The following is a 21,650-nucleotide window of genomic DNA, read 5'->3' on the forward strand; positions in this document are numbered from 1 at the left end:
AGCGTGGCGAGCGCGCCGTGGCCGACGCGGGCGAGCACGTCCCGGCCGAGCGCGTCGGTGCCCAGGGGGTGCGCCCAGCTCGGCGCCGCGAGGCGGGCGGCGGTGTCCAGGCGGAGCGGTTCGCCCAGCAGCCCGCACCCGACGACGAGCGCGAGCACCGCCGCGGAGGCGGCCACCACCACGCGGTGCCCGCGCCCCCCGGCGGTCACCACCGGCGGCGGGGCGGGCAGGGCGGCGGCGCGCAGCGCGGGCCCGAGGGCCCGGCGGCGCGCCACGGCGGTGACGACGCCACCCGCGGTGCCGAGCAGGACCAGGGCGAGCACGGACGCCTGGAGCAGCGGGAGGTCCTGCGCCTCGGCCGCGCCGAGCGCGGTGCGGCCCAGGCCCGGCACGGCGAACACCGCCTCGACCGCGACCGCTCCCCCGGTCAGCCCGACGGCGACCAGTCCCAGCTGGGGCAGCACGGGCGGCAGGGCGCGGCGCAGCGCGGCGCGGGCGATGACCGGGGGCGCGCAGCCCCACGACCGCCACAGCACCACCCAGCGCTCCTCGAAGACCGGCAGCAGGGCGTCGTCGACGAGGCGGCCCAGCACGGCCCCGGCCGGGATGCCGAGCGCCAGCGCGGGCAGCACCGCGTGCCGGGGCGCTTGCCAGCCGTAGGGCGGGAGCCAGTCCAGCCACACCGCGCCCACCACCAGCAGCACGGCGGCGAGCAGGAACTCCGGGACCGCGGCGAGCACCGCGGCGGCCGCCCCGCTGCCCCGGTGCGGCACCCCCCGTGCGCCGCGCACCAGCGTCCGCGCGAAGAGCGCGGCGGCTGTGGGCAGCGCGACGGCGAGGGCGGCGGCCATCAGCGTCGTGGAGACCCCCAGCGCGGACAGCACCGACGGCAGCACGGCGTCACCGCTGACCCAGGACCGACCGGCGTCGCCGCGCAGCACGCCCGCGAACCAGTCGCCGAACAGCGCGGCCGGGTGCGCGTCCAGGCCCAGTTCCCGGCGCACGGCGGCCAGCGCCTCCTCGGTCGGCTCCTGCTCGCCCGCGCGGGCGCGCAGCACCGACAGCGCCGGGTCGCGCCCGGCCAGCCACGGCACCAGGCCCACCACCACGACCACGGCGGCGACCGAGGTGACGCGGGTGGCGGCCGCCGCGAGCCCGCTCACCTCAGGTGGGTCGCGGTGGTGACCAGGGTCCGCTCGCGCGGGTCCTTGGCCGAGTCCGCGACGGAGGTCGCGTCGCCCTGGATGACGCGCTCGTGCAGCATCGGGATGGCCGCGTCGGTGCGCAGCACGGCCGCCTCGGCGGCCAGGACGGCCGCCCTGCGGGCGTCGCCCGCCTCGGTGGCCGCCGCCGCGCGCACCAGCTCGTCCACGGCCGGGTCGCACAGCCCCGACAGGTTGAACGAGCCGTCGCAGGTGAAGTCCGACTTCAGGTACGCCACGGGGTCGCCGGAGTCGAGCACGGTCGCGCGGGACAGGATGAACGCGTCGAACTTCCCGGCCAGCGCGTCCTGCTCGATGTGCGCGTACTCGCGCACCACCTGGGTGACGGTGAACCCGGCGTCCTCCAGCCGCTGCTGCACCACCGAGGCGACCTCGGGCAGCTCGGCGCGGTCGGAGAAGGTGGCGAGGGTGATCGCGGCGCCGCGCGGCTGGGCGGGCGCGGTCCGCCCAGCCAGCGGCGCGCGTCCGGCCGCCGCCCACGGCAGCGCGGGGCCGAGCAGGCCCTCCGCGCGGTCGGCGCGTCCTTCGTAGACCGCGCGCACGATCTCGTCGGCGTCGACGGCCTCGCGGACCGCGGCGCGCAGCCCGGCGTCGCGGAACGGCCCGGACCGCGTGTTGAGGTACAGGGTGTTGGTGCGCGGCATGGGGACTTCGGTGATGGTGGCGGGGTCCAGCAGCGCGGCCTGGGACACCGGGACCGCCTCGGCGATGTGCGCCTCGCCGCTGCGGATGGCGGCGGCGCGGGCGGCCCCGTCGGGCACGAAGGACACGTCGATGCCCGCCGCCCGCGCCCGCTCGCCCCAGTAGCCGTCGAAGCGGTCGAGGGTGGCGGTGGTGGTGCCGTTGACCGAGACCAGCCGGAACGGCCCGGTGCCCGTGCCGACCGGGCTGACGCGCCCGTCCGGGGTGTAGGCGCTCGGCGCGAGGATCGCCAGCTGCGGCGAGGAGAGCCGGTGCGGCACCAGCGGGTCCGGCTCGCCGGTGGTGACCACGACCGAGCCCTCCCGCGCCTGCGCGGTGAGCGAGACGCCGTCGAGGATGCGCGGCTTGGGTGAGGCGTTGGTGGCGCGGTCGAGGCTGTTCGCGACGGCGGCCGGGGTCAGCGCGGTGCCGTCGTGGAAGGACACCCCGGCGCGGATGGTGAACTCCCAGGCTCGGTCGGAGATCCGCTGCCAGCCGGTGGCCAGGCCGGGCAGCGCGGTGCCCTCGGCGTCGAGGGTGACCAGGGTTTCCGCGGTGGACCAGCGGGAGAGCTTGAACGCGTCGTCGCTGAGCGGGGACAGGCCGGAGCGGGGCGGTTGCAGCATGGCGAGCTTGATGCGGCCGTTCGAGGCGCCCGCGTCCGCCGCGGGGTCGCCCGCGAAGCACCCGGACGCGAGCAGCGCCGCGGTCATGGCCAGGACGAGCGGGGTGGGAGCGCGCATGGGGGCACCTGGTGGGTCGGCGACGGGGAGCCCTCACCTTATGCAGGCGATAACCGTTTTCATAGTCGTTGTGGTTTGGACCATACCGGCAGGGCAGCCGCCCCCGCCGGACGAGTGCGGCCGACTCGGCGCTCAGCTCCACCGCTGCGATCACGATTCCGGATCGCAACCACACCCCGACGGGGACTCGCACGCCGGATCGGGCGACCATGGGGACGTGGACTGCGAAACGTGCCGCGAAGCGCTCTCGGCCCGCATGGACGGCGAGGCCGGGCCCGCGCCCGACGCCGAAGTGGACGCGCACCTGGCCGGGTGCGCCGCCTGCGCGCACTGGAACACCCGAGCCCAGGCGCTGACCAGGAGCATCCGCGTCCGCCCCGCGCAGCCCTCGCCGGACCTGGTGGAGGCGGTGCTGGCCGCCGCGCCGCCGCGGCACGTCGCCCTGACCCCGCGCCTGGCGCTGGCCGCGGTCGCGCTGGTCCAGCTGTGGGTGGCGCTGGCGCAGCTGCTCGCCGGAGCCACCAGCGGCCACGGCGGCCACGGCTTCGCCGACCACCTGTTCAACGAGGGCGCCGCCTGGAACCTGGCGCTGGGCGTCGGCCTGCTGGCCGCCGCCGTGCGCGTCCACCGCGCGGCGGGGCTGCTGCCCACCCTGGGCGGGTTCGTCGCCGTGCTGCTCGCGTTCTCCGTGCACGACCTGGTCGAAGGCACCGCGACGGTCGCCCGCGTCGCCTCCCACCTGCCGCTGCTGGCCGGGTTGGTCCTGCTGCACCTGGTGGCCCGCGCGCACCGCTCCCAGCCGACGCCCGGCACCCCGGCGCGGCACGACGACGAGGACCACGACCGCGCCGACGGCCACGGCGGTGAACCGACCGGGCACCAGGGGCAGCGCCGCGGCCGGTTCCGGCACCTGCGTCCCACGGCGACCCACCGGCGGGTCGCCTGACCGCTGGTCCCGCTGGTCAGGCCCGCCAGACGGTGCCGCGGCGCTCGTACTCCAGGAGGGTCTCCACCAGTTGCGCCTGCTTCGCGCCGAGGAAGCGCTCCACCAGCCACAGCCCCACGTCCAGGCCGGAGGTGATGCCGCCGCCGGTGATCAGGTCGCCGTCGTCGACCACGCGGGCGTTGATGACGTTCGCGCCCTGCGCGGCCAGGTCCGCCCTGGCGAGGGTGTGGGTGGTGGCGTTGCGGCCCCTGGTCAGCCCCGCCGCCGAGAGCACCATGACACCGGTGCAGATGCCCGCCAGCAGCACGTCGGCGGCGGCCAGGCGGCGCAGGAAGTCCTGGTCGGCCATCAACCGCCGGACCCCGCTCTGGGTGCCGTAGCCGCCGCCGGGCACCACCAGGACGTCCGCCTCGTGCGGCGACCACCCCTTGGCCACCTCCAGCCGCGTGCCGAAGCTGCAGGTGACGGCGCCCGGCCTGCCGGGGGTGACCAGCGTGCTGGTCAGCGCGCCGTTGCTCCTGCGCCCGGCGACGCCCAGCACTTCCAGCGGCCCGGCGAAGTCCTGCTCCTCCACGCCGTCGAACACCAGCACCTGCACCCGCAGCGGGTTGGCCGCCGACGCCACCGGGGCGGCCATCGCCACACCGCCCACCGACAGCGCTGACGCACGCAGGAAAGTACGACGCTCCACTGCTGACCTCCGTTGGGTTGCCATCACCACAGAGGTCGGACGCGGGAGCCGATCGGTTCCGGGGACGAACACGCGGGCCGGCTGACCCGGGTCAACGGTCAGCCGGCCCACCCCCCAGTCGTGCGGTCTCAGATCCCCCAGTCCACACCGTCACGTGCCCGCATCGGACATCTCCCCTCGTCCCCCGCCGGGCGTCGGTCGCCCGACGTGCACCAGGATGCCCGTTGCCGGTGGGCGCAACGTTGACGAAACATTGACTCCGCAGGTCACGACTGTGCTAGACCGTTTCGGTACCGAACGAGGGGACACGGGGTGGCGGTGGACATCCGGCTGCTGGGGCACGTGCGGGCACGCGTCGGCGGGCGGGAGGTCGACCTCGGCGCGGCTCAGCAGCGCTGCGTGCTGGTGGCGCTGGCGGTGGACGCGCGGGAGCCGGTCAGCGCCGACCAACTGGTGCACCGGGTGTGGGGTGACCGGGTGCCGCTGCGGGCCAAGGAGACGCTGCGCACGTACCTCACGCGACTGCGCAAGGCGCTCGGGGACGAGGTCGGGATCGTCCGCCGGGCGGGCGGGTACGTGCTGGAGGTCGACCCGGCCGCGGTGGACCTGCACCGGTTCCGCGGGCTGGTCGAGCGGGCGCGGGCGGCGGGCGGGCAGGCGGACGAGCTGTACGGGCAGGCGCTGGAGCTGTGGCGCGGCGAGCCGTTCAGCGGGCTGGACACCCGGTGGGTCAACGAGGTCCGCGCCGCGCTGGAGCGCGAGCACTGGGCCGCCCTGCTCGACCACACCGACGCGCTGCTGCGCCGGGGCAGGCACGCCGAGCTGGTGCCGGACCTGGTGGCGCGCGCCGCCGCGCACCCGCTGGACGAGCGGGTGGCGGGGCAGCTGGTGCTCGCGCTCTACCGCAGCGGACGCCAGGCCGAGGCGCTGGAGCACTACCGGCGGGTGCGCGACGAGCTGGCGGAGCAGCTGGGCGTCGACCCCGGCCCGGAGCTGCAGGACATGCACCGGCGCATCCTCGGCGCGGACCGGGCGCTGGCCGTCCGCGAGCCGTCCCCGGCCACGGCCAAGCCCCACCAGCTGCCCAGCGCGGTCCGGCACTTCGTCGGCCGGGCGGGCGAGCTGGAGGCGCTGACCGCGTGGGCGGAGGACGCCGCGCGGCACGACGACGCGGTGTCGATCGCCTGCGTCACCGGCATCCCCGGCGTGGGCAAGACGTCGCTGGCGGTGTCGTGGGCGCGCCGCAACCGCGACCGGTTCCCCGACGGCCAGCTGTACGCGGACCTGCGCGGGTTCGACCCGGCGGGCGCGCCGCTGTCGCCGGAGGAGGCGATCCGCGGGTTCCTGGACGCCTTCGGGGTGCCCGCGCACGCGGTGCCCGCCGAACCGGGGGCCAGGGCGGCGCTGTACCGCTCCCTGCTGGAGGGCAAGCGGATGCTGCTGGTGCTGGACAACGCCCGCGACACCGACCAGGTGCGGGCGCTGCTGCCGCACGACGCGGGCTGCCCGGTCCTGGTCACCAGCAGGCGGCAGCTGAGCGGGCTGGTGGCGCGCGAGCACGCCCACCACATCAGGCTGGACGCGCTGGACGCCGCCGAGGCGCGCGACCTGCTGGCGACCTTCGTCGGCTGGGGCCGGGTCGCCGCCGAGGCCGAGGCCGTCGAGCAGATCACCCGGCGGTGCGCGCACCTGCCGCTGGCGCTGTGCATCGCGGGGGCGCGGGCCAGCGCCGAGCCCGGCCTGCCGCTGGCGACGCTGGTGGCGGACCTGAACGCGGAGCGGCGGCTGCTGTCCGCGCTGTCCACCAGCGACAGCGCGGACACCGACCTGCGCAGCGTGTTCTCGTGGTCCTACCGGGCCTGCCCGTCCCCCGGCTCCGCGCGGCTGTTCCGCAGGCTGGCCGACCACCCCGGACCCGACATCGCGATCGCCACCGCCGCCGCGCTCGCGGGCGTCGGCGAGGACGAGGCCCGCGCGGCGCTGACCGAGCTGGCGGAGGCCAACCTGGTGCAGCACCACCGGCCCGGCCGCTACCAGCAGCACGACCTGCTGCGCGCCTACGCCGACGAGGTGGCGCGCGCGGCCGACGACGAGGTCGAGCGCCGGGCCGCGACCACCCGGTGCCTCGACCACTACCTGGCCAAGGCCGCCTCGGCGATGGCGCTGGTCGACCCGCGCGGGTCCGGCGCGTCGGAGTTCCCCGACCGGGCGGCGGCGGTGGCGTGGCTGGACGCCGAGTACCACAACCTCCTCGCGAGCGCGGCGCACGCGGCGGCGCACGGGTGGTACGAGCACGCCTGGCGGCTGCCGTGCGCGTTGCAGTACTTCTTCGACATCCGGGGGCGTGTCGACGACTGGCTGCGCACGCACGGCGCGGCGCTGGAGGCGGCCCGAGAGCTGGCGGACGAGCGCGCCGAGGCCGAGGTCCGCAAGGGCCTGACCATCGTCTGCTGGCTGACCAGCAGGCTGGACGAGGCGCTGGAGCACAGCGGCCGGGCGCTGACCCTGTACCGCCGCTCCGGCGACCGGTCAGGTGAGGCCGAGCTGCTCAACCTGCGGGGGTTGATCGAGGAGCGGGTCGGCCGCTACCACGACGCGCTGCGGCACTTCGGGCAGGCGCTGGCGCTGCGCCAGGGCACCGGGCAGCACCGGGGCGAGGCGGTGGCGCTGCAGAACCTGGGCAACGTGCTGGACGTGCTCGGCCGCCTGGAGGAGGCGCTGGACCACTACCAGCGCGCCCTGGTCAGGTTCCGCGAGTCCGGCGAGCGCCGGGCCGAGGCGATCGTGCTGATCAACGTGGGCATCGTGCGGAAGCGACTGGGTCGCCTCGACGACGCCGTGGCCGCGTTCCAGGAGGCGCTGGTGCTGACCGAGGAGGGCGACCACTGGGTGACGGGCAACGCGCTGACCGGGCTGGGCACCGCGCTGGGCGCGCTGGGCCGCCGGGAGGAGGCGGTGGAGCACCACCGGGAGGCGCTGCGGCTGATCCGCGCGGTCGGCGACCGGGCGGCGGAGAGCGCGGTGCTCAACAACCTCGGTGTGGTCCACCTGGCCGAGGGCGACGCGGCGCGCGCCCTCTCGCTGCACCGCGAAGCGCTGGCGCTGGCGGTGCGGGCGCGGCACCGCCACGAGGAGGCCAGGGCCCACGACGGCATCGCGTCCGCGGTGGCCGACCGCGACCCCGCCACGGCGCGGCACCACTGGACGCGGGCGATCGCCGTCTACGACGAGATCGGGGCTCCGGTGGAGGAGCGGATACGCCGCGCCCTCGCGTCCCTGCCCGCCCCGTGACGGCGGTGGTGGGCGGGCACGCGGCCCGCCCACCACGGGTCAGCCGATCCGGTAAGCCCGGATCACGGTCTGCTCCACGGCGTTGCCCTCGGTGTCGGCGGCTTTGGCGCGCAACGACGCGAAACCGCTGTCCGGGTTGGTGACGGTCGCCGTCCAGCGCTCCCCGTCACGGCTGAGCGGCACGGGCGCCCAAGTGCCCCCGTCGTCGAAGGAGACCTCCAGCTCCACCGACTCGGCCGAGGGGACCGCGTCCTGCCGGTGCAGCGCGACCGGGAACGAGAACGGCCCGGCGGGCGCGGCGTTGCCCAGGTCCACGGCGGGCGCGAAGCCCACCGAGAGCAGCGGGAGCGGCCTGCCCGGTCCCTGGCGGAACCCGGAGCGGAACGTCCAGCTGCCGCTGACCTTCGTCGACAGCGGCCACCACGGCTGCTCGCGGCTGACGTCGGCGGTCAGCCGGTACTCGGCTTCCCCGTCGGGCACCGCGAACACCGCGATGCCCGGCTGGTCCTGCGTGCCCACGACCCGGCCGTCGCGGTGCAGCGCGGTCGACCCCCGGTCGTAGCCGAAGAACGGCTCGGCCGCCCTGGCGTGCCCGTCGGCGTCGGTGAAGAACGGCACGGTGATGTCGAGCTTGTTGCCGACGCGCCAGGCCCACGGGTGGTCCTCGCCGAGCTCGTTGCTGGTGGTGCCGGTGAACCGCGGTGCGGCCACCGCCGCGTGCCACCGCATCCGGTAGGACTTGCCGCCCTCCAGGGTCATCACCTCGCGGGCGCGGCCCGAGGCGGCCCACCAGCCGCCGACCTCGACGTGCCAGCGGCCCGGCGTGAAGTGCTCGACCCGCTCGGCGTGCGGTGGGACGGGCAGGCTCCACTGGGTGCCGATCCGGCCGCCCAGTGCCTCCACCCAGGCCGAGGCGGTGGGCGGCTCCTCCGGCGTGCCGCCGTGGTAGGCCATGCGCACCGCGGCGAGGTCGGCGGTCCTGGCCACGGTGGTCAGCCGCGGCGGCAGCTGCCCCTGCGAGGGGTAGGACAGCTCGTAGCGGTGGGCGCTGGCCGTCCGGGCGGTGTAGCTCGCCGTCACCCCACCCGCCCGGACCAGGTCGGCGAACCGCTGGCCCGGCTTGTCGTGCACGTGCAACGTGGGCAGCGCGGCGGGGGACTCGTCGTCGAGCGCGGCCGCGAGCGCCGTCCGCTCCAGGACGCCGACCGCCACCGCCTTGCCGCCCGCGTCCTTGACCGCCCGGATGCGCCGGTAGACCTCCTCGTAGGTGAGCTCCCCCGGCAGCTCCAGCACCACCAGCTTGCCGTGGGCGTCGATCCCGGCCAGGTCCTCGGGCGTGCCCTGGCCGCCGTGCACGGCGGCCAGCCGCTGGGTGCCGGTGGGCTCAGGCGAGCCCCTCAGCCAGTTCGCGGGCACCTCGAACCGCTGCGGCTGCTCGGCGAACAGCTCCAGGCCGGGCTCCTCCAGCCGCAGGTTGTCCGCGTAGCCGAACCACGGCGCGGGTTCGCGCCGCGCCGACTGCGCGTACAGCTCGCTGAACCGGGGGTCGGACATGACGACGAAGCTCGTCGAGGGCCGCTCGGGGTTGGCGGTCGAGGTCTGCAACCGCGTGGTCTGCACGCCCCCGCGCGCCGCGGGCTGGTCGGTGGTGCGCGAGACCCGCTGCCCCTCGCGCGCGTCGAAGACGATCTCGGTGTCGCTCGACAGCCGCACGTCCGGGTCGACGAACGTGCTCGTCGCGGGCGGCGCGTCCGGCCTGGGGGTCTCGACCGAGCCCATCACGGAGTACCTGCCCGCGGGCAGCCGGGTCGTGCTCGGCACCTGGCCGAACCACACCTCGCCGCTGTCCACGTCGGTCACCATGACCACGGCGCTGTCCTGCGGCGCGGGTTGCGCGCCGTCGCGGTTGCGCACCGACAGGGTGAGGTCGTGCTTCTCCGGCTCGTCGTGGACCCCGACCGGGGTGCGCAGCCGGACCGCCCCGTCGGCGGAGGTGGCCGTGAGCACCCCGCTGTGCACGCCGGGCGCGCCGGAACGGGGGGTCAGGATCAGCTCGACTTCCGCGACGCCGCCCGCCGGGACGGTCACCGAGGACGCGGACAGCGCGGCGAGCCCGGCGGGGGACGCCTTGCCGTCACCGTCGGCGAGGTCGAGTTCCAGCGCCAGGGTCAGCGGCGTGGTTGCGGTGTTGGTGTAGGTCACCGCGCGCCGCTGCGGCTGGGTGTCCGGCCACGCCAGGTAGGCGTTGACCGCGGCGGGTGAGGCGTTCGCCCGCTGGGTGGTCGCCCTGGCCACGTCCAGCAGGCCGCCGCCCACGGCGAGCACGCCCGCGCCCGCCACCGGTGCGGCCGTGCCCACCAGCGCAGCCTTGAGCTGGTCACCGGTCCAGTCCGGGTGCTGCTGGGCCAGGATCGCCGCCGCGCCCGCGACGTGCGGCGTGGCCATGGAGGTGCCGGACAGCCTGGTGTGGTGCTCGTCCACCGGCTCGCCGATCCGGCCCTGCCCGGCCCTGGCCGCGACGATGTCGGAGCCGGGCGCGGCGATCTCCGGCTTGACCGCGCCGTCGGTCAGCCGCGGTCCGCGGCTGGAGAAGTCCGACAGCGCGCCGGACTTGGTGACGCTGCCGACCGCGAGCGCCGCGTCGGCCGCGGCGGGGCTGCCGACCGACTCCGGGCTGCCCGAGTTCCCGGCCGCCGCCACGAACAGCGTGCCGTGCCGGGCGCTGAGGGTGTTGACCGCCTGCGCCACCGGGTCGGTCCCGTCGGTGGGACCGGTGCCCAGGCTGAGGTTGACCACCTTGGCCCCGGTTTCGGCCGCGGCCCACCGCATGCCCGCGATGACGTCGTCGAGTTGGCCGGAGCCGGAGTCGTCGAGCACCTTGCCGACGGCCAGCTTGGCGCCCGGCGCGACCCCCTTGTACCGGCCGCCCGAGGCCGCGCCGGAGCCCGCGATGGTGGAGGCGACGTGCGTGCCGTGCCCGTCACCGTCGCTGGCGTTGCCCTTGCCGCTGAAGTCCCGGCTCGTGGTGACCCGGTCGGCCAGGTCGGGGTGCCGCTCGTCGTAGCCGGTGTCCAGCACGGCCACCGTGACGTCCTGGCCGGTCAGGCCGTTCTGCCAGGCGGCGGGCGCGCCGACCTGCGGGACGCTGGCGTCCAGCGCCGCTTCGACGCGCGCGTTGAGCCAGATCCGGGTGGGACCGCCCGCCAGCCGCGCGCCGCTGGTCCCGCCGCCGGTGACGGCCGACCAGAAGTGGCGCGCGTCGACCTTGTGCTCGGCGACGGCCGCCAGCCGCAGGTCCGGGATCTGCCGCTCGACGGCGGCGCCCGGCGGGGCCGTGGCCACCGCGGCGTCCGGGTACTCGACCAGCAGCGGCACGGTGTCGCTGCGGGCGTCGTCGTAGCGCTGCCGGATCAGCCCGGAGACGTTGAACAGCTCGGCGTCGAGCACCCCGGCCCGCACCAGCGCCACCGCTTCCGCCGGCAGCACGTATAAGTCGGTCTCCGCGCCGCGGCGCTTGCCGTACTGGAGGAAAGCGGTGGCCCGGCCGTCCCGCGACGGCTCGGTGAGCACCGACCAGCGGCCCTGCGCGGTGCGCGAGGCGAGCACGCGGTGCCCGGTGACCAGGGTGACCCACTGCCCGTCCGTCCCCGTCCGCGCGCCCTGCGCCGGGACCGCCCCCGCGCTGCCCGCTCCCAGCGGTGCTGTCGTCGCCGCGGCCACCAGTGCCGCGACGGCGAGCAGCCGCATTCGTCGTTTCATACACACCCCAGTGCGTCAGGAGGGCTCGTCGTCCCTCGCCCACGCACAGACGCCCTTGAGCTGCGCCAGGTTGTCGTTCGCTGCGCGGACAACCTGTTGGGAGCAAGCGGTCGTGACGCTGAGTCACCAGGTCCGCGGGTCAGCGCAGGAACGCGGCGGCCACGCCGGAGTCGACCGGGACGAGCAGGCCGGTGGTCCGGGACAGGTCGCCGCCGGTGAGCGCGAAGACCGCGGCGGCGACGTGCTCGGGCAGCACCTCGCGCCCCAGCAGGGTGCGCTTGGCGTAGAAGGCCCCCAACTCCTCCTCCGGCACGCCGTAGACGGCGGCGCGCCGCGCGCCCCACCCCCCGGCGAAGATGCCCGAGCCGCGCACCACGCCGTCGGGGTTGACGCCGTTGACCCGGATGCCGTGCGCACCCAGCTCCACGGCCAGCAGGCGCACCTGGTGGGCCTGGTCGGCCTTGGTGGCCCCGTAGGCGATGTTGTGGGGTCCGGCGAACACGCCGTTCTTGCTGCAGACGTAGACGATGTCGCCGCCCATGCCCTGCTCGACCATCATCCCGGCGGCGGCCCGGGAGACCAGGAAGGAGCCCTTGGCCATCACGTCGTGCTGGAGGTCCCAGTCCCGCGCCGTGGTCTCCAGCAGCGGCTTGGAGATCGACAGCCCCGCGTTGTTCACCACCAGGTCGACCCCGCCGAAGGCGAGCACGGTCTCGGTGAAGGCGCGCGCCACGGCCGCTTCGTCGGAGACGTCCACGGCCACGCCCACCGCCGCGTCGGTGCCGCCGATCCCCTCGGCCACCGCCGCGGCCCGGTCCGCGTCGAGGTCGGCGACGACCACGCAGGCGCCCTCGGCGGCCAACCGCTCGGCGGTGGCCCTGCCGATGCCCGAAGCGGCCCCGGTGACCAGTGCCACGCGCGTGGCCAGCGGCTTGGGCGCGGGCCTGCGCCGGAGCTTGGCCTCCTCCAGCGCCCAGTACTCGATGCGGAACTTCTCCGCTTCGGGGATCGGGCGGTAACCGGACACCGCTTCCGCCCCGCGCATGGCGTTGATGGCGTTGACGTAGAACTCGCCCGCCACCCGCGCGGTCTGCTTGTCGCGCCCGAAGGAGAACATGCCCACGCCGGGCACGAGCACGATCGCCGGGTCCGCGCCGCGCATCGGCGGCGAGTCCGGGGTGGCGTGCCGCCGGTAGTAGGCGCGGTAGTCCTCGCGGTAGGCGGCGTGCAGGTGCTTGAGCCGCGCCACGACCTCGTCCACGCCCGCCGTGCCGGGCAGGTCGACCACCAGCGGCTTGACCTTGGTGCGCAGGAAGTGGTCCGGGCAGGAGGTGCCCAGCTCGGTCAGCGGCCCCAGCTTCTCCCGCGCCAGGAAGTCCAGCACGGCCGGGGCGTCGGTGAAGTGCCCGACCTGCGGGTGGTCGGTCGAGGCCAGGCCGCGCGCGACCGGCAGCAGAGCCGCCGCCCTGGCGCGGCGCTCGGCCGCGGGCAGCGGCTCGTGGCCGGGCACCACCGCGCCGAACGGCTCGGCCGCGCCGTGCTCGGCCAGGAACCGCTCGGCCGCGCGGATGATCTCCAGCGAGTGCTCCTGGCACTGCTCGGAGCTCTCACCCCACGCGGTGATCCCGTGCCCGCCCAGCACGCAGCCGATCGCGCGCGGGTTGGCCCGCTGGACCGCCGCGATGTCCAGCCCCAGCTGGAAACCGGGACGGCGCCAGTCCACCCACAGCACCCGGTCGCCGAAGCACCGCCGGGTCAGCTCCGCCCCGTCGGCCGCGGTGGCCAGCGCGATCCCGGCGTCGGGGTGCAGGTGGTCCACGTGCGGCGCGTCGAGCAGTCCGTGCATGGCGGTGTCGATCGACGGCGCCGCCCCGCCCCGGCCGTGCAGGCAGTGGTCGAGCGCGGCGACCATCTCGTCCTCGCGCTCGACACCGGGGTAGACCTCCACCAGGGCGCGCAGCCGGTCCAGCCGCAGCACGGCCAGCCCGCGCTCGGTCAGCGTGCCCAGGTCGCCACCGGAGCCCTTGACCCACAGCAGCTCCACCTCCCGTCCGGTCACCGGATCGGTGCCCACCCCCTTCGCGGAGGTGTTCCCGCCCGCGAAGTTGGTGTTGCGCGGGTCGGCGCCCAGCAGGTTCGAGCGGGCGACCAGCCGCGCCGCGGTGGTGTCGTCGGTCATCTCGGGCGGCTCCTCGGCAGACGGGGACGGGGTCAGGCCCAACCGGCCTGGGTGCCGCCGACGCGCTCGGCGGCGATCCTGGCGGCGTAGCCGGAGGCGCGGTAGGCGGCCATCGGGTCGCGTGGCAGGCCGCGGGCCTCGCGGCGGTCGGCCAGCAGGCCCCGCACGTCGGTGTGGAAGGCGTCCATCAGCACGTCGTGCGCGCCGATCACGTCACCGGCCGCCTGCGCGGCGGCGAGCGCCCCGGCGTCCAGGAGCAGCGCCTTGGCCAGCGCCTGCTCGACGTTGAGCACCGAGCGGATCTGGCCCGCCACCTTGTCCTCGATGTTGTGGCACTGGTCGAGCATGAAGTTGACCCCGGAGGAGGGCAGGTGCGCGTCGGTGGCCACGATCTCGACCATGACGCGGAACAGCTGGAACGGGTCCGCGGAGCCGACGATCAGGTCGTCGTCGGCGTAGAAGCGGGAGTTGAGGTCGAACGCGCCCAGGCGTCCGGCGCGCAGCAGCTGCATCACGATGAACTCGATGTTGGTGCCCGGCGCGTGGTGGCCGGTGTCGAGCACGACTTGCGCCCGCTGTCCCAGCGCCTGGCAGTGCAGCAGCGCGGTCCCCCAGTCCGGGATGTCCATGGCGTAGAAGTACGGTTCGAAGAACTTGTACTCCAGCAGCAGCCGGTGATCGGGGTCCAGCGCCGCGTAGATCCGCTCCAGCGACTCCGCCAGCCGGTCCTGCCGGGCGCGCAGCGAATCCTGCCCGGCGTAGTTGGTGCCGTCGGGCAGCCAGAGCTTCAGATCCGTCGAACCCGTCGCGCGCATGACGTCTACGCAGTCGAGGTGATGCGCGACGGCCTTGTCGCGCACGCGCGGGTCGGCGTGGGTGAGCGAGCCGAGCTTGTAGTCCTCGTCCTGGAAGAGGTTGGAGTTGATCCCGCCGATCCGCACCCCGTGCTCCTCGGCGTGGACGCGCAGCCGCTGGTAGTCCTCCACCCGGTCCCACGGGATGTGCAGCGAGACGCGGGGGGCCAGGCCGGTCAGCGCGTGCACCTGAGCGGCGTCGGCGATCTTCTCGAACGGGTCCCTGGGGACGCCGGGGGTGGTGAACACCTTGAAGCGCGTGCCCGAGTTGCCGTACGCCCAGCTGGGCACCTCGATGGTGAACCCGTCCAGCCCGCGCAGCGCGTCCTGCGGCGACATCCCGGCTCCTCTCCAGAGGTTCTCGGCAGCCCGACGGTAGCGAGCATTTAAACGTTTCACAACTACTGGTGCGGCTTCAGCAAAGCACTCAGCACATTCGTTCTGAACTGGTCAGACAGAGTGCTCATCAGAGTTGTGACGTTTCAACACCTACTGCCGCCAGTGGTGCGAGGACTCGCGCTGTTCAGTCGTGGGCGACCTCTTGCGGCCGGTTCCGCGCGTCGCGGACGTAGATGACCACCGGTTTGCCGTCGCTGGCGACGCGGCGCTCCAGCTCGAACAGCCCGGTGGCCGCGATCAGCGTGTTGAGCTTGCCGAAGCCGTAGTTGCGGGAGTCGAAGTCGGGGCGCTGCTGGATGATGATGTGGCCGACGTTCGCCAGCGGCGCCCAGCCGTCCTCACCGCACGCGGCCTCGACCGCGTTGCGCAGCAGGCCGGTCAGCACGTCGTCGAGCTCCAGCCGCGCCCTGCCCGGAGGCCCGACCACGGGACCGGCGGGCTCCGGCGCGTCCTGCGGGTAGCCGAGGTTCTCGAAGTAGACGAACTTGTCGCAGGCGGCGACGAACGGCGCGGGCGTCTTGCGCTCGCCGAAGCCGTACACGGTCAGCCCCGACTCGCGCAGGCGCGCGGCCAGTCGGGTGAAGTCGCTGTCGCTGGACACCAGGCAGAACCCGTCGAAGCGCCCGGTGTAGAGCAGGTCCATGGCGTCGATGACCATCGCCGCGTCGGTGGCGTTCTTGCCGCTGGTGTACGCGAACTGCTGGACGGGTTGGATCGACTGCGCCAGCAGCCGGTCCTTCCACCCCCGCAGGTTCGTCCCGGTCCAGTCGCCGTAAGCGCGCTTGACGTGCGCCGTGCCGTACCTGGCGACCTCGGCCAGCAGCGCCTCCGCGATCAGCGGGCGGACGTTGTCCGCGTCGATGAGGACCGCGAGCTTGGCGGTGCTCGCGTCGACGTCGACCACACGACCTCCTCGACCACCGGGCGGGCCGGACTCCGACCGCGCCAGTGTGGCACCGACGGCGGGCGACGAGTCCGCCGATGTGCAAACGGGTTGGCGGCGATCGCGGCGTCGGTAGCGTCGCCCCCCGCTGGTCGGGGTTTTCAGGAGGCACCGTGGCGGAGCTCTTCGTCCAGGCAGGGGACGTCCGGCTCTGGAGCCAGGCGCTGGGCGATCCCGCGCACCCGCCGGTGCTGCTGGTCATGGGCGCCAACGCCTCGGCGATGGGCTGGCCGTCGACCACGCCGACCGCCTGCGCTCCCTCACCCCGGCCCTGACCGGCGCGCTCGACATGGGCACCACCGACCGCCCCGGCCGGAGCACGGCGAGCGCCTGGAGAAGCTGATGGCGCCGGCCGAGCGGGCCGAGGACGAGGAGTCCGAAGTGGAGCGCCGCGTGGAGCTCTGGCGGCTGCTGCACGGCGCCCGGCTGCTGGGGGTCGGCGGGCTCGGCCACTGCCTGCCCGCCGCCGTCCACCGCGTCGTCGCCGACGCGATCCTCCAGCACGCCCGACGTCACTCGTGGGTGGTCAGCACCAGGCAGAGCACGTTCTCGTCCTCGTCGAGGATCTCGTAGCCGTTGACGCTCTCGCCGCTCACGGGGAAGACGAAGGCGTTGGCGCCGGTTTCCTCGTCCAGGACCACGGTGGCCCAGTTGTCCCGCCGGAAGTGCGGTCCCCTCGCCGCGATGGCGTCGCGGGCGTCCTCGAAGAACGAGGACGCGGCACCGGTCAGACTCGGTGCGCGCATCGCCTGGCCGTCCCACAGGACGGCGTAGTCCTCGACGAACTGGAAGCCCCCGCCGTAGTCCTCGACGTCCCAGTCCGCCTCGGCGATCCGCCCCGGTTCCGCCAGTGGGATCACCACCGCGCGCACGTCGTAGCGGAACGTGTCGGGGTTCCAGTCGTCACCAGGTGAGGCGTTGGTCCCCACGTACACGGGGTAGGTGCCCGCGGGCAGCTCGTGGTAGACCGCCCCGTCGGTGACGTCGGGGGTCTCCCAGACGACCTCGCCCCGCACGACGACGAGGTCGCCCGCGTGGTCGAACCAGGCGGGCTTGGGGTCGTCGACGAACCGGTCGCCCAGCCGCCACAGCAGTTGTCGCATCTCCACGTGTTCTCCCGCACCGCTGGTCACGAGTTCACCCGCCGCACCGCGATGCGCGCGTCGCGCGAGGCGATGGCGATCACCAAGCCGTCGGACGTGCCGCGCGCGGTCACGGCCTTCGTCTCGCCGCACGTGATCGGCTCACCGATGGGCAGGCCGGTTTCCGCGTCCCAGCACAGCACCGTGCCCCGCGGGTCCCCGCTGACGAACACCGGGCGCCCGCCGACCCGCGCCGTGGCCACGGAGGTGATCGAGTAGCGGGGGTGGTGGCCGGGCATCGGCTCGCCCACCGGTTCGCCGGTGGCCGCGTCCCAGCGGCGGAAGGTGCCGCGGTCGCCGCCGCAGGCCAGCAGGACGCGTCCGTCGTCCAGGGTGGCGGCCGCCGCCGGGCCCCAGAGCCCGCTGTCGGTGATCGGCTCGCCCACCGGCTCGCCGGTCGCCGCGTCCCAGCGGCGCAGGGTGTGGTCGTAGGAGCTGCTGACCAGCAGCGTGCGGCCCTCGACCACGACGGCGGTCAGCGAGTTCAGGTTGTTGGTGTGCCCGGTGAGCACGCCGAGGGAGCGCCCCGTCCCCGCGTCCCAGAGCCGGATGAAGTGGTCCTGGTCACCGCTGGCGACCAGGGTGCGGCCGTCCAGGTCGAACGCCAGCACGCAGGTCACCGTCGCGGTGTGGCCGGTCAGCTCCCCCCTCGGTTCGCCGGTCGCGGCGTCCCACAGGCGGACCACGCGGTCCTTGCCGCCGCTGACGACCAGCGAGCCGGAGCAGTGGACCGCCCAGGCCCCGGCGGTGTCGCTCACGATCGGGCGTCCCACCGGGTGGCCGGTGCTCAGGTCCCAGCGGCGCACCGTGGTGTCGCCCGTGCTGACGAGCAGGACCCGGCCGTCGGGCAGTTCGGTGGTGCACATCTGCTGCACGTGCGTGGTGTGGCCGCTCAGCTCAGCCGTCCGCTGCCCGGTCAGCACGTCCCACCGGCACACCCTGCCGTCATCGGAGCCGCTGAACACCACCGACTCGACAGCCGCCAACGCCCGCACCGGGGCGACGTGCTCGGCGAGGGTTTCCCCGACGGGCGAACCGGTCCGCGCGTCCCAGCGGACCGCACCGCCGTCGCGGCAGCCGCCCACCAGCAGCACGCGGTCGTCCACCTCGACCGGGACCAGCGACAGCACAGCTGCGGTGTGGCCGCTCAGCTCGCCCAGGGGCTGCCCGGTCATCGCGTCCCAACGACGCACGGCGCCGTCGTCGGAGGCGCTGAACACCACCGGCCCCACGGCCGCCAGCGCCCGCACCGGCCCGGTGTGGCCGGTCACCGGCTCCCCCAGCGGCTGTCCCGTCACCGCGTCCCACCGCCACAGCGCGCCGTCGGCGAAACCACCCACGACCACCGAGCGGTCCGCCTGCTCGACCGCGACCAGGGACCACACCGACGACGGGCGACCCGGCAGCGGGTCACCCGCCGGTTCCCCGGTCAGCGCGTCCCACCGGCGCACCTCGCCGTCGTCGGAGGCGCTGAACACCACCCGGCCGACGACCGCCAAGGCCCGCACCCACCCGGTGCGGGCCTGTCCCGCCAGCCGCTCGCCGGTGGTCGCGTCCCACCGCGCCAGGCGGCCGTCCTGGAAGCCGCCGACGACCACCGCGCGGCCATCGGCAGTGGCGGCGGTCAACGACCACGGCCACCCAGCACCGCCCGGCGGGTCGTCCAGCGCTTCCAGGGTGGTCGCGTCCCACCGGCGCACCGCGCCGTCACCGGACGCGCTGACCAGCACCGCGCGGCCGTCCGCCGCGCGGACCGCGGTCAAGGCGGTGACCGGCCCCCGGTGCGGGCTCGCCAGCACCAGCGGCTCTTCCCGTTCTCTGCTGTGCACGGAGTCGATCTACCACAGCGGTACGACAGGAACGGGTCAGCGGATCCTGGCCCCGTAGACGTGGTCGACCGTCATCACCATGAGCACCCGGCGATCGGCCACCATCACCGACCGGTACTCGTCCCAGTCGGGGTGCTCCCCGGCGGCGCGGCGGTAGTAGTCCACCAGCGCCTCGACCTCGGGGCCGTGCGGGTCGGTCCCCGGCCCGGTGAGCGTCGCCACGCCCTCGGCGGTGGCCCACGCCCAGCCGTCGGGGCTGGTGACCTCCAGCGTGGCGCGCGGGTCCCGGCGCAGGTTCACCGTCTTGGCCCGCCCTTCGGTCATCGAGACGTAGATGACGTCGGCGCGCCGGTCGTAGAAGGGCATGACGGGCGACAGCTGGGGCCTGCCGTCGGACTTGATCGTGGCAAGAACGCCGAGTCGGCTCTCCGCGAGCAGGTCGCGGGGGTTGAACGGCGCTTCGGTCATGTCGGCTCCTCCGAGGACTCGCGGACCTGATCACCCATCATGGCGCGATCAGGTGAGCAGGGTCGCCGGGCCCAGCCGGAGCACACCGTCGTCGAGGGGGACGCAGCGCACTCCCCCGTGCCCGCGCAGCGCCTTGAAGGCCCCCGGCGCGATCACGGCGTCCATCCACGCGCACGGGTTGGCGGCCCGGTGCGCCTCGAAGCGCACCGGGCCGTCGCCGGAGTCCAGGGCGAACACGTCGTGCCGGGCCAGCCCGTCCACGTCGAACCCGCGCAGGACGACGTTGCGCCGCACGACCAGCGGACTGGGCGCGGTGGCCAGCCCGAGCTCGTCCGCCACGGCGTCGAGCGCTTCGGCGGCGAAGACGGTGACCGCGGCGAAGCGGTGCGCCGGGTGGTTGAAGTAGCGGTCGCCGACCAGGCCCAGACCCGCCCGCACCACCACCCGGTCGCGGGCGACCGGCTCGGGGTCGGGGCGCGGCCCGTCACCGGGCCGTCCCTCGTAGGCGTGCACGGACGAGACGTGCAGCGCGACGACCTCCACCGCCGTGGTCAAGCGCTCACCTTCAGCGCCCGTCTCAGCGCCCGTCCTCAGCGCTCGTCCTCAGCGCTCGCCGAGCTGCCACTCGGGCCGGACGTAGTGGCAGGTGTAGCCGTTGGGGTAGCGCTCCAGGTAGTCCTGGTGCTCCGGCTCGGCCTCCCAGAAGTCGCCGACCTGGGTGACCTCGGTGACGACCTTGCCCGGCCACTTGCCCGACGCGTCCACGTCGGCGATGGTGGCCTCCGCGATCCGCTTCTGCTCGTCGCCGTCGTAGAAGATCGCCGAGCGGTAGCTGGTGCCGATGTCGTTGCCCTGGCGGTCGCGCGTCGTCGGGTCGTGGATCTGGAAGAAGAACTCCAGGACCTGGCGGTAGCTCAACTGGGCCGGGTCGAAGACGATCTCGATGGCCTCGGCGTGGGTGCCGTGGTTGCGGTAGGTGGCGTTGGGGACGTCGCCGCCGGTGTAACCGACCCTGGTGGAGACGACGCCGGGGTGGCGGCGGAAGAGGTCCTGCATGCCCCAGAAACAACCACCCGCCAGGACAGCCCTCTCGGTCACAGTGGCCATGTGCTCGCTCCGCTCCTCGATCCGGTCGCTTCCACCCAGTTGAACGCTCCCGCCCTCCTCATCATCCCCGCCGGGGCTGTGATCCGCGCCCCGCGCGGGGCCTCAAGCGGCGACGGCCCCACGCCTGCAAGTACCACCCGTCCCCCGCCAGCGAGCGCGTGACTACCTCCCGTTCAGCCCAAAGTGGTCAACCGGTGCGCGGCGACCCGCGCGCCGTCGGTGCGCACCGCGCGGGCGACGGCTTCGGCGCGGGTCCTCACCTCCGGTCGCAGCACCCGTTCCAGCGCCTCGGCCAGCGAGTCGACCGTCGGGACGACGGGCGGGTGCGCGACCCCGATGCCGAGTTCGCCGACCCGCCGGGCGAAGTAGTGCTGGTCGTACTGCTGCGGGACGACGACCTGCGGCACCCCCGCCAGAGCGGCCGTGGTGGTGGTCCCCGCGCCACCGTGGTGCACGACGGCCGCCACCCGCCGGAAAAGCGACCGCTGGTCCACCTCCCCGACCGACACGCAGTCGGCACCGTCGTCCGGCAGCGACAACCCCGCCCACCCCCGCAGGACGATCGCGCGCAGGCCGAGCTCCCGCGCCGCCCCGACCATCGCCTCGGCGAGCCCCTCCGGGGCGCGGACGCTGCCGAAGCCGAAGTACACCGGCGGTTCACCGGTGTCGAGGAAGACCTCCAACCCGGCGGGCAGCGACCGCCGCTCCGGCAGCAGCCAGGCCCCCGGCTGGAACACCTCCAAGTCCGGGGCCCCCGGCCACGGCGCCAAGGTCGGGTCGGCGGCGAGCCAGGGCGCGTCGGTGAGCATGTGGCCGCGCACGTCGTCGACCGGGGCCAGGCCCAGCGACGTCCGGTGCGCGTTGAGAGCCGCGCCCCAAAGATCGTTGTAGCGCCGGGCATCGGCCTCCCAGAGCCCGCGGTGGTCGTCCTCCCGCGCCGGGGTCTCGCCCAGCGTCCCCATGACCGGCGGCGCGTGGTGCGGGGAGGGCAGGACCGCCGGGCAGTAGCCCGCGTAGACGTAACCGATCCCCCGCCGCTCGGCCACCGAGCGCGCGGCGACCTGGAGCGCCGTGGCCGCCACGATGACGTCGCAGCCCTCCGCCGCCGCCAGCACGGCGTCGAACTGCGCGGCGATCGTCGCCTCGGCCATGTGGCGCCGCTGCCGCGGCGAGGGCGGGGACGACGGGCCGGGCTTCGCGGTCGACCGCAGCTCGGGCCCGACCGGTGTGAAGGGGATGCCGAGACCGCCGATCCAGTCGCCGAAGTCCGGGGGCGCGCACACGCGCACCTCCTGGCCGAGCCGCCGCAGCTCCAGCGCCAGCGCCAGCAGCGGCTGCACGTCGCCGCGCGAGCCGATGGTCGACAGCAGGACACGCATCAGGATTTCCCTTCGG

The 21,650-nt window shown here is 74.8% G+C and carries 17 protein-coding genes; 4 read left to right on the forward strand and 13 right to left on the reverse strand.

Features of this window, described 5'->3' with window-relative positions:
- The coding region (locus IEZ00_RS27940) for an ABC transporter permease subunit (protein ID WP_229796159.1) at positions 1–1,163 on the reverse strand (1,163 nt) is incomplete at its 3' end.
- Entirely contained in the window at positions 1,160–2,647 is a 1,488-nt protein-coding gene (locus IEZ00_RS27945) for an ABC transporter substrate-binding protein (protein WP_189226327.1), read from the reverse strand. The genes IEZ00_RS27940 and IEZ00_RS27945, both read right to left, overlap by 4 nt.
- Before the next feature lie 217 nt (positions 2,648–2,864).
- Between IEZ00_RS27945 and IEZ00_RS27950 the strand changes: the two genes are divergently transcribed.
- Positions 2,865–3,593, forward strand: coding sequence for a zf-HC2 domain-containing protein (locus IEZ00_RS27950; RefSeq protein WP_229796160.1), 729 nt, complete (start codon positions 2,865–2,867; stop codon positions 3,591–3,593).
- Between the two features lie 16 nt (positions 3,594–3,609).
- On the opposite strand, the gene IEZ00_RS27955 is transcribed toward IEZ00_RS27950, so the two are convergent.
- Positions 3,610–4,230 (reverse strand): DJ-1/PfpI family protein, encoded by a 621-nt coding sequence (locus IEZ00_RS27955; RefSeq protein ID WP_229796161.1) that lies wholly within the window; start codon positions 4,228–4,230, stop codon positions 3,610–3,612.
- A gap of 366 nt (positions 4,231–4,596) precedes the next feature.
- On the opposite strand from IEZ00_RS27955, the gene IEZ00_RS27960 reads away from it, so the two are divergent.
- Entirely contained in the window at positions 4,597–7,575 is a 2,979-nt protein-coding gene (locus tag IEZ00_RS27960) for an AfsR/SARP family transcriptional regulator (RefSeq protein WP_189226330.1), read from the forward strand.
- A 39-nt stretch (positions 7,576–7,614) separates the two neighbouring features.
- On the opposite strand, the gene IEZ00_RS27965 is transcribed toward IEZ00_RS27960, so the two are convergent.
- The 4 genes from IEZ00_RS27965 to IEZ00_RS27980 form a co-directional block, all read right to left on the reverse strand.
- Positions 7,615–11,322: a S8 family serine peptidase gene (locus tag IEZ00_RS27965; RefSeq protein WP_189226331.1), complete on the reverse strand. Its 3,708-nt coding sequence runs from the start codon at positions 11,320–11,322 to the stop codon at positions 7,615–7,617.
- A 151-nt stretch (positions 11,323–11,473) separates the two neighbouring features.
- Positions 11,474–13,513, reverse strand: a complete 2,040-nt coding sequence (locus tag IEZ00_RS27970; RefSeq protein ID WP_189226332.1) for a bifunctional aldolase/short-chain dehydrogenase — start codon at positions 13,511–13,513, stop codon at positions 11,474–11,476.
- A gap of 32 nt (positions 13,514–13,545) precedes the next feature.
- On the reverse strand, positions 13,546–14,706 hold the full coding sequence (rhaI, locus tag IEZ00_RS27975; protein WP_189226333.1) for an L-rhamnose isomerase: 1,161 nt from the start codon (positions 14,704–14,706) through the stop codon (positions 13,546–13,548).
- 184 nt (positions 14,707–14,890) lie between these two features.
- Positions 14,891–15,670, reverse strand: coding sequence for an NYN domain-containing protein (locus IEZ00_RS27980; RefSeq protein WP_189226334.1), 780 nt, complete (start codon positions 15,668–15,670; stop codon positions 14,891–14,893).
- Positions 15,671–15,822: 152 nt separating this feature from the next.
- Here IEZ00_RS27980 and IEZ00_RS27985 point away from each other — a divergent pair, with 152 nt between their 5' ends.
- Positions 15,823–15,984 (forward strand): hypothetical protein, encoded by a 162-nt coding sequence (locus IEZ00_RS27985; protein WP_189226335.1) that lies wholly within the window; start codon positions 15,823–15,825, stop codon positions 15,982–15,984.
- 67 nt (positions 15,985–16,051) lie between these two features.
- Entirely contained in the window at positions 16,052–16,282 is a 231-nt protein-coding gene (locus IEZ00_RS27990) for a hypothetical protein (protein WP_189226336.1), read from the forward strand.
- Here the strand turns inward: IEZ00_RS27990 and IEZ00_RS27995 are convergent.
- The 6 genes from IEZ00_RS27995 to IEZ00_RS28020 all read right to left on the reverse strand — a co-directional run bounded on the left by IEZ00_RS27995 (position 16,222) and on the right by IEZ00_RS28020 (position 21,634).
- A complete protein-coding gene (locus tag IEZ00_RS27995; RefSeq protein WP_189226337.1) occupies positions 16,222–16,818 on the reverse strand; it encodes a hypothetical protein in 597 nt (198 codons plus the stop codon). The genes IEZ00_RS27990 and IEZ00_RS27995 overlap by 61 nt on opposite strands.
- Before the next feature lie 20 nt (positions 16,819–16,838).
- The gene (locus IEZ00_RS28000; RefSeq protein ID WP_189226338.1) at positions 16,839–18,680 is read right to left on the reverse strand and encodes a WD40 repeat domain-containing protein; all 1,842 of its coding nucleotides are present in this window, start codon (positions 18,678–18,680) and stop codon (positions 16,839–16,841) included.
- A 36-nt stretch (positions 18,681–18,716) separates the two neighbouring features.
- Complete coding sequence (locus tag IEZ00_RS28005; RefSeq protein WP_189226339.1) at positions 18,717–19,148, reverse strand: PPOX class F420-dependent oxidoreductase; 432 nt, start codon at positions 19,146–19,148, stop codon at positions 18,717–18,719.
- Positions 19,149–19,196: 48 nt separating this feature from the next.
- On the reverse strand, positions 19,197–19,703 hold the full coding sequence (locus IEZ00_RS28010) for an MOSC domain-containing protein (RefSeq protein ID WP_189226340.1): 507 nt from the start codon (positions 19,701–19,703) through the stop codon (positions 19,197–19,199).
- A 48-nt stretch (positions 19,704–19,751) separates the two neighbouring features.
- Positions 19,752–20,255, reverse strand: a complete 504-nt coding sequence (msrA, locus tag IEZ00_RS28015) for a peptide-methionine (S)-S-oxide reductase MsrA (RefSeq protein WP_189226341.1) — start codon at positions 20,253–20,255, stop codon at positions 19,752–19,754.
- Between the two features lie 173 nt (positions 20,256–20,428).
- Positions 20,429–21,634 carry a glycosyltransferase gene (locus IEZ00_RS28020; protein WP_189226342.1) on the reverse strand — a complete coding sequence of 402 codons (1,206 nt, stop codon included), beginning with the start codon at positions 21,632–21,634 and terminating at the stop codon, positions 20,429–20,431.
- Positions 21,635–21,650: the final 16 nt, after the last annotated feature.

The organism is Saccharothrix coeruleofusca (assembly GCF_014648515.1).
Classification (GTDB): Bacteria; Actinomycetota; Actinomycetes; order Mycobacteriales; family Pseudonocardiaceae; genus Actinosynnema; species Actinosynnema coeruleofuscum.

What these genes read in the sequence shown, in the direction of transcription:
- IEZ00_RS27945 (WP_189226327.1), bottom strand. Translation starts at nt 2,647, where the DNA reads ATGCGCGCTCCCACCCCGCTCGTCCTGGCCATGACCGCGGCGCTGCTC.
- IEZ00_RS27955 (WP_229796161.1), bottom strand. Translation starts at nt 4,230, where the DNA reads ATGGCCGCCCCGGTGGCGTCGGCGGCCAACCCGCTGCGGGTGCAGGTG.
- IEZ00_RS27965 (WP_189226331.1), bottom strand. Translation starts at nt 11,322, where the DNA reads ATGCGGCTGCTCGCCGTCGCGGCACTGGTGGCCGCGGCGACGACAGCA.
- IEZ00_RS27970 (WP_189226332.1), bottom strand. Translation starts at nt 13,513, where the DNA reads ATGACCGACGACACCACCGCGGCGCGGCTGGTCGCCCGCTCGAACCTG.
- rhaI (WP_189226333.1), bottom strand. Translation starts at nt 14,706, where the DNA reads ATGTCGCCGCAGGACGCGCTGCGCGGGCTGGACGGGTTCACCATCGAG.
- IEZ00_RS27990 (WP_189226336.1), top strand. Translation starts at nt 16,052, where the DNA reads ATGGCGCCGGCCGAGCGGGCCGAGGACGAGGAGTCCGAAGTGGAGCGC.
- IEZ00_RS28005 (WP_189226339.1), bottom strand. Translation starts at nt 19,148, where the DNA reads ATGACCGAAGCGCCGTTCAACCCCCGCGACCTGCTCGCGGAGAGCCGA.
- msrA (WP_189226341.1), bottom strand. Translation starts at nt 20,255, where the DNA reads ATGGCCACTGTGACCGAGAGGGCTGTCCTGGCGGGTGGTTGTTTCTGG.
- IEZ00_RS28020 (WP_189226342.1), bottom strand. Translation starts at nt 21,634, where the DNA reads ATGCGTGTCCTGCTGTCGACCATCGGCTCGCGCGGCGACGTGCAGCCG.